Annotated in this window: 10 protein-coding genes; 6 read left to right on the top strand and 4 right to left on the bottom strand. The window is 65.6% G+C overall.

All coding sequences use genetic code 11. The features are described from left to right. Positions 1-19: 19 nt before the first annotated feature. From E2484_RS19465 to E2484_RS19455, 3 genes are all read right to left on the bottom strand, one after another. Positions 20-2,962 carry a hypothetical protein gene (locus E2484_RS19465; protein ID WP_137286860.1) on the bottom strand — a complete coding sequence of 981 codons (2,943 nt, stop codon included), beginning with the start codon at positions 2,960-2,962 and terminating at the stop codon, positions 20-22. 725 nt (positions 2,963-3,687) lie between these two features. Further along, on the bottom strand, positions 3,688-6,366 hold the full coding sequence (locus tag E2484_RS19460) for an NEW3 domain-containing protein (RefSeq protein ID WP_137286859.1): 2,679 nt from the start codon (positions 6,364-6,366) through the stop codon (positions 3,688-3,690). Positions 6,367-6,442: 76 nt separating this feature from the next. Then, positions 6,443-7,117, bottom strand: a complete 675-nt coding sequence (locus E2484_RS19455) for a cupredoxin domain-containing protein (RefSeq protein WP_137286858.1) — start codon at positions 7,115-7,117, stop codon at positions 6,443-6,445. Between the two features lie 338 nt (positions 7,118-7,455). Between E2484_RS19455 and E2484_RS19450 the strand changes: the two genes are divergently transcribed. From E2484_RS19450 to E2484_RS19430, 5 genes are all read left to right on the top strand, one after another. Next, positions 7,456-8,238 carry a sugar phosphate isomerase/epimerase family protein gene (locus tag E2484_RS19450; RefSeq protein ID WP_137286857.1) on the top strand — a complete coding sequence of 261 codons (783 nt, stop codon included), beginning with the start codon at positions 7,456-7,458 and terminating at the stop codon, positions 8,236-8,238. A gap of 72 nt (positions 8,239-8,310) precedes the next feature. After that, positions 8,311-9,285, top strand: coding sequence for a carbohydrate kinase family protein (locus tag E2484_RS19445; RefSeq protein ID WP_137286856.1), 975 nt, complete (start codon positions 8,311-8,313; stop codon positions 9,283-9,285). 173 nt (positions 9,286-9,458) lie between these two features. Beyond that, positions 9,459-11,027: an alpha,alpha-trehalose-phosphate synthase (UDP-forming) gene (locus E2484_RS19440; RefSeq protein ID WP_137286855.1), complete on the top strand. Its 1,569-nt coding sequence runs from the start codon at positions 9,459-9,461 to the stop codon at positions 11,025-11,027. A 64-nt stretch (positions 11,028-11,091) separates the two neighbouring features. After that, on the top strand, positions 11,092-11,631 hold the full coding sequence (locus E2484_RS19435) for a hypothetical protein (RefSeq protein ID WP_137286854.1): 540 nt from the start codon (positions 11,092-11,094) through the stop codon (positions 11,629-11,631). Positions 11,632-11,763: 132 nt separating this feature from the next. Further along, on the top strand, positions 11,764-12,240 hold the full coding sequence (locus tag E2484_RS19430; protein WP_137286853.1) for a YbaK/EbsC family protein: 477 nt from the start codon (positions 11,764-11,766) through the stop codon (positions 12,238-12,240). A gap of 42 nt (positions 12,241-12,282) precedes the next feature. On the opposite strand, the gene E2484_RS19425 is transcribed toward E2484_RS19430, so the two are convergent. After that, the gene (locus tag E2484_RS19425) at positions 12,283-12,927 is read right to left on the bottom strand and encodes a trimeric intracellular cation channel family protein (protein ID WP_394347934.1); all 645 of its coding nucleotides are present in this window, start codon (positions 12,925-12,927) and stop codon (positions 12,283-12,285) included. Positions 12,928-13,173: 246 nt separating this feature from the next. Between E2484_RS19425 and E2484_RS19420 the strand changes: the two genes are divergently transcribed. Then, positions 13,174-13,614: a GIY-YIG nuclease family protein gene (locus E2484_RS19420; RefSeq protein WP_137286851.1), complete on the top strand. Its 441-nt coding sequence runs from the start codon at positions 13,174-13,176 to the stop codon at positions 13,612-13,614. The last annotated feature ends 84 nt before the right edge of the window (positions 13,615-13,698 follow it).

Genomic DNA, 13,698 nt, shown 5'->3' with positions numbered 1-13,698 from the left:
AGTCGAGAGTTCCGGAACGTTAAGCCGGGCTATCGGCGACTGCCGGAGCGACCATCGACGAGTTGTTCGCAGTCGCGTCCGGGAGGTCCCCGGGTTCGACTTCCTCGCCGTTGAGGACGAACGTCGCGCTACTCAGGTCGCCTTCGGCGGAGATGTCGGTGATCTGTCCGACGAACTCGTAGGCGTCGCTGGCGTCGCCGTCACCAACTTGGCCGACGACGGTACCGTCGTCCCGAACTTCGTCGCTCTCCTCGGTCTGGTCCTCGACTGCCTCGACGGTCCCGGCGAAGGAGATGGTGTAGCTCAGCGACTCTCCTTCGCTCTGGATTTCGAGGGTGTTTCCTGCCTGTGCTACCTCTTGGGTTTGGTTACCCGCGGCGGCGTCCGTCTCGTCACCTGCTTGGTCGTCGTCTTGCTCCGCCGCGGTGGTCTCATTTCCCTCTGCTGGTGTCGTGGTCTCGTTACCTTCTTCCGCAGCTTCTGGCTGCTCCGTGGTGGTCTGCTGATCTGCGCCCTGTTCTACGACCTGGAACTGGACGATGTCGGTGTTGTCACCGTCGTCCACTTCCAACGTGTACGTGCCGGGCTGGACGCCTTCGGTGCTCAGGTTGACCGACCAGACGCCGTTGCGGCCCCAATCGTCGGTCGCGGCCGAGTCGAAGTCGGCGGCGCTCGGGCCGTCGATGACCTCCACCGTGATGGTGTTGTCGTCGGGTCGACGGTTGGTCAGCCCCTGCACGACCATCGTTTCTCCGGTTTCGACGGGCGTGGTCTGGGTCTGGAAGCCGGGCACGTCGAGCTGGTCGGCCTGACCCTGCGGCGCGATGGCCGAGACCGACGTCGCCGCGTCGGCGTAGCGGAACGTCTGAGTGAGGATCAGGTCGTCGCTACCTGCCTCGTCGGTCGTCTCGTCGCTGATGCGCTCGCTGACCTGCTCTTGGGTCAAGCCAGCGCCGAAGCTCTGAATCCACGATTCGAGGGACGCGAGGTCGGCATCGTCCACGCCTGGCAGGACGCCGTCACCGACGACGGTGTCCCGACCGAGACCGATGACCATGCCTCTAATCTGCCCCTCGTTGAGTTCGCGGCCCTCTCGGGTGACGAGTTCGATGTCGTCTTCCTCGAACACGTCGTTGTCGTCCACGCTGACCGTCTCGGTGACGGTTCGTCCGCGCGAGTCAATCATCACGACGAGGACCTCGTCGAGCCCGGGCGCGACGCCCGTGACCTCGACGGTTCCATCCTCGACGGCGATCTGTTCGTTGTACGTGCGGAAGACCCACGTCCGGTCCTGCTGTTCCTGTTGCTGCGTCGTGTTGTTCTGCTGGTCCTGCATCGCCATCGGTGACGTGGCTCCGAACGGTGCCGCCAGCGAGGAGTTACCGCCGCCGAGCGTCGGTTCGGTGACGATGATCGAGGTCTGCTCGCTGGTCGCACTGCTGAACTCCGACGTCGTCAGCGTCTGCGCGATTTCCCCGTTCTGGACCACGTCCACCGCTTCGACCACGCCGATGCGGTAGCGGCCGGGGATGCTCAGGATGTCGTTGGCCTGCGAGAGGGTCACGTCGCGCTCCTCCCACTCGCCGTCGGCGTCGACGCTGATGAGGTCCTGCTGGCTGAGTTCGCCGTCCTCGTTGATGTCCACGAGCTCCCAGTCGCCCTGGTCGCGGACGTAGACCGCCACGTCGTCGACGCCTTGCGCGGCCGTTCCGCGCACGTCTTCTTCCTGTCCGGCGATGTAGGTGCCCGCCGGGCTTTCGAAGCTCAGTTCGCCCTCGGAGATGTCGAGCGACAGGTCGTCTTCGGTGTTACCGACGTTGTCGGCGATCTCCGAGAGGTTCTGGTCGGCCTCGTAGAGGTTGACGTCCACGCTAGTGTCGTCGAGGTACGTAGAGTCGATTTGCCCGACCCCGAGACCGGTGTCGTCGTCGATCTCAAGTTGGGCCCACGCGAGGTCGGCCTGTCCGTCCCCGTTGGTGTCGAGGGTACCGCGGTCGATGGTGTCCTCGACGTCACGGAAGACGCGCTCGTCCACCTGATTGTTCCGGAAGTCGGTGTCCTCGATGGCGACGTAGTGAGTCGCGCCCGCGCTCGAACCCCGGACGGTGTACCGGACGTTCTGACCGCGAGTCGCCTCGTCGCTCTCGAGGTCGAGGATGACGTTCTCGTCACCCGTGACCGAGACGACGGTCGAACGGGTTGCAGCCCCGAAGTCGAGGTTGTCCCAGCCTTCCACCGTGATGGTGTAGTCACCGGCGTCCTGGTCGCTCAGGTCGATGGCCCAGTAGGCGGCTTCGAGGCGCTGTGTGCCGTTGAGTTCGGACTGGTTGAACTGTCCGAGTCCCTGCAGGTACTCGATGCCCGTCTCCGTCCCGCGCTGGCCGGGGTTAGCGACCTTCCCGGGGTTCTGAGCGTACGGACCCTGGAGTCGGTCGCGCTGGGCTTGCGAGATGTCGTCGACCTGCGTGAGCACGTCGCCGGTTATCTCGTTGCCGTTCTCGTCGGTGACTTCGAGCGAGAGGTCCTCGGCCTGCTGGAAGTTCCACTCCCCGCTGATGAGCAGGGTCTCGTCTTCCTGGACGGTCGAACCTTCCACGTCGACCCCGCGCTCGTTGAACACTTCGAGGTCGGTCACGCGCGGTCGCTGGACGGTCACGCCGATGTTAGCGGCCCGACCGTCGATGGCGTACTGACCGAGTTCCTGGTCCTCCGGGACGGGCGATTCGAGCGGGATGCCCTCCGCGTTGCCGGAGACGCCGATGAGGTTCGAGGCGTCGATTGGCTGGCCATCCTGCCCGACGAAGTCGATGTCGTCCTCACCTTGGAAGACGACCGGTTTCTGTTCGGAGACGACGATGTCGTTCGCTCCGCCGACTCCCGGATTGAACGTCCGTTCCTGTCCGCCTCGCTGTACTTCTTGACCCAGTACTGCCCCCGACATGGCGACCATGGAGAGTACCATCAGGGCCGTGAGTACGAGCGCACTCGCTTTCTTTCTCGATATCCGTGTTTTTATCATATTTTGTCCTATCTCGCTGATACGGGATTCTCACCCCTATCAGTGTTCGACTGGCTGTACCCCCCATCGTAGTCTCGCGGTCCGTCTAAATCGTCGCTCGCCGTCCTGCTCTCTCGGGTTTCACCTCGGAAGGTTGGGACACCAGATTAATTTATAAATAGCGACGACCGTTTTCGGCCGTCCGGGTTAAGTATTCCCTAATACTGCGAGTCCACGACAGACTGAACTGCCGACAGACGAGGTTGCTCACATAGGACGAGAATATTCCTCGATGGGAGTGGAGATAGGCCGAGGGTAGTATCGAACTTCGGTCATTCCGAAATTCGGTGACGTTCTGTCCCTTCGTTACCGTCTGCCAGAGGAACCTGTGTAGAACGCCACGTTACCGGTCTTTTCACCCGTAGCGAAGCCTACGGAAGTGTCACTAGAACAATTGTAACTGTGGTGATTTATTAGGGTAGTCCAACAAACATGTAGTCCTACTTATTATTTTTGATTCGGCTCCCGTTCGACCATCACGTACGGCCGCTTATATGGTGTTATCCATCAGTTGTGTCGGGGTGACGCGGGTGGTGGGAACTCAACACGAAGCTAACGATGGTAATCCGGGATGTGAGGACCGATCCGGAGTCGTTACGGCGATACATTTAAATCAGACTCCGATTCGCTCACGGAAGTAGGCGCACGATGGTCTCTCGCTTCCACCACGCGACGACGAGCGCGACGATTGCCACACCGGCAGCGAGCAACCCCATCGCGGGCACTTCGGAGAGGAACGGCAGTCCGCGTCGCTGTCGCTCGGTCACGTCTACGGGGACGCGATAGGTGTCCGAGAGAACGGTGTCGCCGCGCTCGTTCTCGTACGTGAAGTCCACCGACACCGGGTAGGTCTTCGGAATCGCGCCACCGTCGACTCCTACCCGGAACTGGAGCGTCGTGGACTCGTTCGGTTCGAGACGCGAGACGAACGCCTCGTCGTTGTCGCTCGACAAGGGGTCGCTGGCGAACAGTTTCGCTTCGACGTCTCTCAGCGTCTCGTTCGCGGTGTTGGTGACGCGGAACGCGACGACTTCTGAGCCGCCAGCGGGAACCGTCGCGTCGGCCGGTTCGACGCGGAATTCGTCTACCTCCTCCGCGATATCGATCCGGGCGTCCAAGGCGTCGCTCACGCGCAAGTCGCCGTTCTGATTGCGGTAGCGCACCCGGTACGACACCTGTCGCGGCCCGGCCTCCGCGTCGCCGTTGACGTCCACGGTGAACTCGAAGGGAGCGGCTTCGCCGGGGTCGAGTCGTCCGACTGCGAACTCGGTCTCCCGGGGGTCGAGGTTGGGATTGTTCGTCCGGAGAATCACGACCGCGTTCGACACTCGCCGGGAGCCGGTGTTGACGACTTCGCCGACGACGTCTCCGGTGTCGCCGACCCGGAGGTCGCTCTCGACGCTCTCGACGCTGAACTCCTGTTCTTCGCCCACCGTGACCCGTGCGTCGAGCGCGTCGCTGACTCGAGGGTCGCCGTCTCGATTCCGATACCGGACCCGGAACGCTACCTGCCGCGGACCGGGGTCCGAATCGTTGGGTACGTCCACGGTGAACTCGAACGGGACCGACTCGCCGGGTTCGAGTTCGCCGACCGCGAACTCGGCGCTCCGTGGTTGGAGGTTCGTCGCCTCGGCCTCGAAGACCACGACGGCGTTCGAGACGTTGGTCTCGCCCGTGTTGACGACCCTGCCCGAGACGTTACCGCTGTCGCCGACGCTGAGGTCACTTCCGACGCCTCGGACCGCGAAGGTGCGCTCCCCGCCGACCCGGACGCTGGCGGGAAGCGAGTCGCTGAATCGGATTTCGCCGTCGGCGTTGCGGTAACGCACCCGGAACGTCACCTGTCGGAGACCGGGGTCGGTGTCGTTCGGAGCCGACACCTCGAACGCGAAGTCGGCGGCCTCACCCGGCGCGAGCGAATCGACCGCGAACTCGGTCGTCGTCGGTTGGAGGCCGGTCCCCTCGGTCTGGAGAACGACCACGGCGTCCGAGACGTTGGCCTCGCCCGTGTTGGCGACGGTCCCCGAGATGGTTCCGCGCTCGCCGACCTGAAGGCCGGTCGCGGTCGCGCTCACGCCGAACTCCTGCTCGCGGGCGACCGCCACTCGAGCGTCGATGGGGTCGCTGGTCCGGGTTTCGCCCGAGGGGTTGCGGTACTGGACTCGGAACGTGACCCGGCGGGGACCGGGGTCGGTTCGGTTGGTGGTATCGATATTGAAACTGAAGTTGGCCGATTCGCCCGGCGCGAGGTTCCCGACTGCGAACTCGGTCTCCCGGGGCCGGAAGTTGGTCTGGTTGCCACCGAGGACGACCACGGCGTTCGAAACGTTGGTCTCGCCCGTGTTGACGACCCGGCCCGTGACGAGACCCGTGTCGCCGACCCGGAGCGAACTGTCCACGTTACGGAGAGCGAACGTCTGTTCGGTGCCGACCGCGACCCCGAAGGTGAGTCGCCGCGAACGGTCGGCGACGCCGTTCGGGTTCTCGTAGGCGACCACGGCGTCGGCGAGGTACGTGCCGGGCGCGGTGTCGGCGCTCGCGCCGACCGTGACCTCGAACGACCGGGTCTCGCCGGGTTCGAGTCGGTCGAAGAAGACGCTGGTCTGCTGTTGGGGAGCGTCGGTCCCGCCGAAGAAGACCGAGGAGTTGGCGGCCGAGAGGGTCACCTGCGCGTTCGTGGCGGCTTGCGTGCCGGTGTTCGTGACGTCGAGGCGGTAGGTAGCGTCGTCGCCCGCGGTCACGCGCGTGAGATTCTGCGTTCGAATCTCGAACTCCGGTCGGTCCTCCACGACGATGGTGACGTACGCCGTGGTGGTCCGCGAAGAGTCGCCGTACTCCGGTGCGGTGTTGGGACCGTAGCGCACGAAGTTGGTGTAGTCGTAACTGACCCGGACCGGAACCTCGTACGTACCGGGGGCCAGCGAGTCGGAGAGTTCGACGTTGAACGCGAACGGTCCGGAGACACCCTCCGGGACCGTCCCGGCGAAGACCGTCCCGGTCTCGACTTCGACGTTCCCTACGAGCGCCTCGTCCATCCGGGACTCGTCGATTTCGAGGCGGACGTTGCGCGCGGTCGTCACGCGTTCTTCGTACTGTGACGGCCCGCCGCGGTCCAGGTCACCGCTGTTCGAGACGAACATCTCTAGGGTCGCCCGCTCGCCCGCCCCGAACCGGTTGTCGGTCGCCGAGAGGTCCAGATTGGGTCTGCCGACGACCGTCCCCTCTTCCTGAACGAGTGCCGGGACCGCAGGAGTCGCGGTAGCCGCGACGACCATCGCCACGACTATCACGAGTCCGGTGGCTTTCATGCCACGGGGTTCGTCCCGGAGGACAATAACGGCCCACGCGGTTCAGGGTCGTTGAACTGCGGAAACGACGAATTGACTATCGTCTAACCGTCGCTTCGTCGCCATCGCCGCCTCTGCGCGAGAAGAGGAACAGCGCGAACAGAACGGGCGAGACGAACGCGAGGGCCAGTCCGGCGATGAGCACGAGGGACTCGAACGGGAGGCCGCCACCTTGGCCGCCCTCCAGTTCGCCGGTCACTTCGAGGTCGCCGACCATCGTGGTCGGGTGGACCGTACAGATGTACTGGGTCATCTGCGGCGTCGCGGTGAACGTTATCGAACCCGTCGCGCCCTGCTCCTGTACGAGTTCGCTCTCGGCGATAGCGTTCCCGTCGCCGTCCTGTATCACGATGTTGTGCGGTTGGCCGTCGAGGTTCTCGAACCAGAACTCGTACTCGTTCCCGGCCTCCAACTCGATGGTCGGGTTCGATTGCCCCTCGATTGCCGACGGCTCTCGACCCTGCCACGCGGCCACTTCGCCGCCGAAGCGGTAGGTCTCCGCCTGGGCAGTCGCCTCGTCGGCCCCGGTCGCGGCGACCGCTCCCGCCGCGGCGGTCGCGCCCGCCGCCCGGACGAACGCCCGGCGCGACACCGTCTCGCCCTCGTCTCCTGCGTCGTTCGCGGGCCGAGCGATGGCGTCGGTATCGGATCCGCTCCCGTCCGTCCGCTCGGCGTCGGTGGTCGCCTGCTCTTTCTCGTCCGGTGGTCGCACGCCATTCCCTCGGCGCGTCGAATCCCCCCTCTCGGCAGTTGTCGGGTCCCCCGTCATCTCCCTCTGACTTGGCCGGGAATCGGTAAGAAACCACGGGCCAGACACCGTATCGGCCGTTACGCGGTGGCGCTTCGACGGGACCTCCATTACGAGGTCCGACCGTCTGCTCTGGAAAGAAACCGATACCATTCTCGTAGAATCGTTCTGTTATTTGAGACAATTACAGAGTTGTCCGAAGGCCGACGAACCTCCACCGACCGTCTTCCCGCCGCGGACGTCGCCCTCCCCCGACGGTTCGCCCCGAAAACGACTAACTGGTCGCCCGGCGTGGTCCCGGTATGGACGCCACCACCGGATTCGTCACCCAGATCGGGATGGACCACGAGACGGCATTCGACGCGGCCGAGGAGTTCGGATTCGACTACGTGGAACTGCTGATGGACGGCGACTACGAGCGCCGGGAGTTCGACCCCGCGGCCGTCCGCGAGGCCGCCGCGGCACGGGACCTCGACCTGATGGTCCACCTCCCGTTCGCGCTCGACGTGGGGTCTACCTACGAACACGTCCGGGAGGGCGCGATTCGGGAACTCGTCGCGGCGGCCGAGACCGCGGCCGAGATGGGGGCCGAGAAGGGAGTCGCCCACGCCGACTCGAAAGCGTGGAGACCGGCGTGGGACGACGCCGATCTCCGCGAGGTCGTCCTCGCCTCGGTCCGCGAGGTGGACGCCGAGACGCCCGACGACTTCGAGGTCTGCTTCGAGAACATCCCCCGCGGCGTCTTCTCGACGCAGAACTTCCCCGACCTGTTCGCCGAGACCGACGCCGCGATGACCCTCGACACGGGCCACGCCCGCGTGGACGGTCTCGATTCGGCGGAGATGGCGGCCTTCGTCGGCGACCACGGCGACCGAATCTCGCACTTCCACCTCAACGACACCCGGAAGCCACGGGACGAACACCTGCCGTTCGGGTCGGGAACGCTCGACTTCGAGCGGATTCTGAGCGCGCTCCCCGAGGGATGGAACGGTACGCTCTCGCTGGAGGTATTTACGCTGGAGTACGGGTATATCGGCGTGAGCAAGGAGTATCTGGACGACGTACTGGCGAACGTGGAAGACTGATTCCGTGAACGAAAGCTAACTTCTGCCAGTCTCGTAAATCCTTTTCCGGCGTCCCGCCGACGATACGTACCGATGACCGACTCCGACCCGGACGTCCTCGTCGCTGGCGAGGCGCTCGTCGACTTCCTGCCCGACAGCACCGGTCCCCTCTCCGACGTGGAGAACTTCTCCCGGCGCGCGGGCGGCGCGCCCGCGAACGTGGCCGTCGCGCTCGCGCGCCTGGACGCGACCCCGTGGTTCTGGACGCGCGTGGGCGACGACCCCTTCGGCGACCACCTCGCGGCGACCCTCTCGTCGTTCGGCGTCCCCGACCGATTCGTCGAGCGCGACCCCGAAGCCAAGACCGCACTGGCGTTCGTCAGCCACGACGCCGACGCCGACCGCGCCTTCACCTTCTACCGCGACGGCACCGCCGACACCCGCGTCGAACCCGGCGGCGTCCCCGACGAGACCCTCGAATCGGTCGAGTGGGTGTACGTCGGCGGCGTGATGCTCGCGGCAGAACCCGGCCGGTCGGCCACGCTGGACCTCGCCGAGCGTGCGACAGAGCGCGACTGCACCGTCGTGTTCGACCCCAACGCCCGGCCCGAGTTGTGGGAGCGAACCGACCGCGACTTCTCGGGACTCGTCGCCGAGATGCTCGAGTTCGCCGACGTGGTGAAAGCGACGACCGAGGAACTCCAAGCGGCCGGGTTCGAGGGCGAGTCGCCCGAGGCCCTCTCGAAAGCCGTCGCGGAGACGGGACCGCACACGGTCCTGGTGACGCTCGGCGGTTCCGGGGCCTTCGTCCACGCGACCGACCGGGCACCGTGGGGCGGTGGCACGGCCTCTCACGGCGGCTACGATGTCGAACCAGTGGACACCACGGGCGCGGGCGACGCCTTCACCGCGGGAGCGCTCGCGGCGCTCGCCGAGGCCGAGAGGGACGAGATCTCGCTCTCGGAGATGCTCGGATTCGCCAACGCGGTGGCAGCGGTGACGACGACGGGAGCGGGCGCGATGGCCGCACTGCCGACCCGCGAGGCGGTCCGAGAGTTTCGGGAGTAAATGAATTCACCGGCATAGCCAAAAACGACAAAGGGGAACGCGTCGTCCCTTCGAGGACAGATGCGTTCTCCAGCAGTTACTCCCCAGAAACGGCGGGACGTCTCTCGCCAACAACGAGCGGTCGATGCCACCGCCGATTCGAAACCGAACCGAGACCGCGCCGAGAGACCTGAATGACAGGAAATCAGCCGTCCGACGACGGCCCGGCTCCGACCGAAGGGCTGGTCGTCGTCTCGAACCGAGAACCGTACAGTCACACCTACGAGGCCGATGCCGACGCCGAGGAGGGCGACGACTCCACCGAGAGAGAAATCCAGGTCCAACGACCGGTCGGCGGTCTGACGGCTGGACTCGACCCGGTGATGCAGGCCGCCTCGGGAACGTGGGTCGCGTGGGGCGACGGTGACGCCGACCGAGAAGTCGCCGACGAACGAGGTCGAGTCCGAGTGCCTCCCGAGGACCCGGCCTACACCCTCCAGCGCGTCTGGCTCTCCGACGAGGAGGTCGAGGACTACTACTACGGCTACAGCAACCAGGTGTTATGGCCGCTCTGTCACGGCGACGTGGGTAACATCACCTACGAACCGCGGTTTTGGCAGCGCTACGAGGAAGTCAACCGACGGTTCGCCGACGCCGCCAGCGACTGCGTCGAACGGGACGACTCGGAAGACGACGGACTGATCTGGTTTCAGGACTACCACTTCGGCCTCGCGCCGGCGATAGCCCGGTCGCAGGTCGGCGACGAGACGACCATCGCGCAGTTCTGGCACATCCCTTGGCCCTCGTTAGAGAGCTTCGAGGTGTGTCCCCAGCACCATCAACTGCTGGAGGGCCTGCTCGCTAACGACCTCCTCGGCTTCCACGTGGACCCCCACTGCGCCCACTTCCTCGAATGCGTGGACGCCTGCATCGAAGGGGCCGCCATCGACTGGGACGAGGGCCGGGTGATTCACGACGGCCACGAAACCCTCGTGCGGTCGTTCCCGATGGGCGTGGACACCGACCGCATCGAGCGACTCGCCGGCAGCGAGGGGGCCGACGACTTCTGGGCCGACTTCCGGGAGTCCCGTGCCATCGCACCGGACGCCACCGTCGCGGTCGGGGTGGACCGTCTCGACTACACCAAGGGCATCCCCGAGCGAGTCCGGGCGGTCGAACACCTGCTCGAAACCCGGCCCGAGTACCGCGGGGAGTTCGTCTACGTCCAGAAGGCCAGCGAGAGTCGGAGCCAGATTCCGGCCTATCGAGAACTCCAGCGAGAGGTCAGCGAGACCGTAGAGCGCGTCAACGACCGGTTCGGAACCGACGACTGGCAACCCATCGTCGGCGTCACCGAGATGCTCCCGGCCGAGTCGCTGTACGGTCTCTACCGGCACGCCGACCTCGCGCTGGTGAGTCCGGTCCGAGACGGGATGAACCTCGTCGCCAAGGAGTACGTCGCGGCACAGGTCGCAAACGACGGTGCGCTCGTCCTCTCGGAGTTCGCGGGCGCGGTGGAGGACCTCGGCAACTACGCCTACACCATCAACCCCTACGCCACCGAGGAGTTCGCCGACACCATCCACGAGGCGGTCACAGACTCGCCGACGGACCGCAAGCGGCGCATGCGCCAGTTGCGCCAACTCGTCGCGGCCTACGACCTCGACGCGTGGATGGACGACATCTTCGGCACGGTCACAGACCTTCGGAGCGACCGGCGCGGCGCGGAAACCGACGCGGCCGGTCGGACCGAGCAGAGTTGACAGAACCCACTCACGTCCGAGAGTAGCTAAACCGGGGTAGGTCGATAGTCGAATCGGTGGGGAAATGGCAACCAGAACGACAGAATCGACGGTCGAGACCGGGAGGGGTCTTCGGAGATGGGGCGGCGCGGTCGTCGCCGGACTGATAGCTGGCGTGGGGATGGGACTCGTCATCCAGTTCGGCGCGGGCACGATGGCGCTCATCGGCGCGCTCTACGGTCGGCCCACCGTCCTCGTGGGATGGGTCCTACACCTGTTTCACAGCGTGGTGTTCGCGCTTATTTTCGTCGCGGTGGTCTCCCGTACGCTCCTGAGCGACTACACGTCGAGCGCGGCCGAACTCGTGGGTCTCGGCGTGGGGTACGGTGCGGCGCTCGGTATCCTGACTGGTGGGTTTTTGCTCCCGGTCGGTCTCAACGCGGTCGGCGCGACCGAACTGCCGGTTCCGCTTCTGCCGATTCCGGGCCTCGTCGGGGAGTTCGCGTTCCCGCTCGTCGTCGTCACGTCGCATCTCGTCTACGGCGTGTTGCTCGGCGCGGTGTACGCCGCCATCGCTCGGGTCGGGTCGCCCGCCGAAACCGAGGAGGCGGGAATCGGTGGGTGAAACAACCGCCAGAGCACGGACAAACCCACCGCCGGACGAGCGTCTACCCAAACTACCGTCGGAGGACGTTCGAAGGCGAAATCGCCACTCGACCCCCGACCTATTTGAGCCATGCCCACACAACCCACTGGCATGCACGACCGAGCGCAGGAGTTCGCCGACCGCGCCCGACGGGAGTACGACTTCGATGTGGAGGTGAAGGAGTTCCCCGAGGGGACCAAGACCGCCGAGGACGCCGCGGAAGCCATCGGCTGTGACGTGGCCCAGATCGCCAGCAGTATCGCCATGCAGGCCAGTGACCGACTCGTCGTGGTCGTTACCAGCGGGGCGAACCGGGTCAGCAAGGCCAAACTCGCCGACCTCCTCTCGATCGCGGAGAGCGACGTGGAGATGGCCAACGCCGCGGAAATCAAGGCCGCGCTCGGTTGGTCCATCGGCGGGGTGCCGCCGTTCTGCCACGACGCCGAAGTTCCGATCTACCTCGACGAGACGCTGACCGAGTTCGAGACGGTCTGGGCCGCCGCGGGCACCCCGGAGGCGGTCTTCCCCATCGCGCCCGACGAACTCCGGGACCTCTCGGGTGCGGAAGTCACCGACGTGGCGGAGTGAATTTTCGTCGACTACGATTCCGGGGTCGTCGCAGAACCCCCGCTATCGGTCGTCGGTCCCTTCGCGAGCCAACCCGAGGGTCTGTGCCGTAGGGAGATTCCATCCGTAGCTGACCGCCGCCATCCGCGTCCCGACCGTCACCGCAGCACACACCGCCGCGGCGGTACTCCCGGTCCCGCCGACGGCCGTCACTGCCCAGTACGTACTCCCGCCCAGCACCGCACAACTCGCGTAAAAATCGTCGAAGAGGATGAACGGCGACCTGTCGAGGAGGATGTCCGCGAAGGCACCGCCACCCACCGCGTTGATGGTTCCGACGGCGACGACGCCGAAGGCCGAGACGCCAGCGTCGCTCGCTACGATGGCCCCGGCCGTGGTGAACGCGGCGAGTCCGACGGCGTCGGAGAACAGCGTTATCGGGTGGTCGTCCGGGGAGTCGAGGACGACGCTCAGTCCGACCGCCAGACCCACGCCGAGCATCCCGAGGCTAATCTCGCCGAGGGACCTGAGCGCCAACGGGACGCGATTCACGAGCAGGTCGCGCGTCGCCCCGCCAGCGAACGCCGTGACCAGTCCGACGACTGCGACCCCGAACACGTCGAACTCCTCGCGTATCGCTTTGGTCGCCCCGACGAGCGCGAACGCGACCAATCCGACCGTGTTCATCACGGTGAACGGGTTCACCATCAATGCTTCGGCGAGGTTCTGAACCACTACGTTCGGCCTCGACTGCGAGCGTCTTGAGCCCTACGCATCGGCCGCCGCGAGGTCCGAACGAAACTCGCCTCGAAGGCCGAATCCTTGATTTTCCACCGCTCCAAACTCCCGACCGTGAGACTCCTCCAAACCGCGCTCACGACCGTCACCAACGTCGTCGCGCTAATCTTCTCGCACGTTTGAAGTGACTCCGCAACCGTTAAAGAAATGAATACGATGCCGAAAGGAACGTACACATTGCTCGTCGAACTCGCCGACGACGCGACCGTCGAGTTCGGCGCGGCGGGCGAGCGCGACCTGTCCGATGGCTGGTACGCTTACACCGGGAGCGCGTTCGGAACAGGCGGGTTCTCGCGGGTCGAGCGCCACCGCGAACTCGCCGCCGGGGAGCGCGACGCCCGCCACTGGCACGTCGATTACCTGCTCGGCCACCCCGCGAGTCGCGTCGCGGACGTGGTGAAAACGGTGGGCGAGGACGTGGAGTGTGAGGTGAATCGGGGAATCGAGGCCGACGGCGAGACCAGGGTCGAACCGGTCGCAGGTCTCGGGGCGTCGGACTGCGACTGCGATTCGCATCTCGAATTCGGGCCGGAGCGCGAGCGGTTGGAGCGAGCAGTTCGGCGAGCGCACGCGGACGCTCGGGACGGCGAGCGGTAGACCAACCTTCGCTCTCGGTCACGTGCTCGCCCCATCAGGGTCGGAAACGGACGTATCCGCCCCGGCGATTATCCTTCAGGCGGG

The sequence above is a fragment of the Halorussus salinisoli genome (assembly GCA_005239435.1).
Taxonomy (GTDB): domain Archaea; phylum Halobacteriota; class Halobacteria; order Halobacteriales; family Haladaptataceae; genus Halorussus; species Halorussus salinisoli.
Note: the sequence above shows the minus strand (reverse complement) of the source record. Positions and strands in the feature narration are given on the sequence as shown.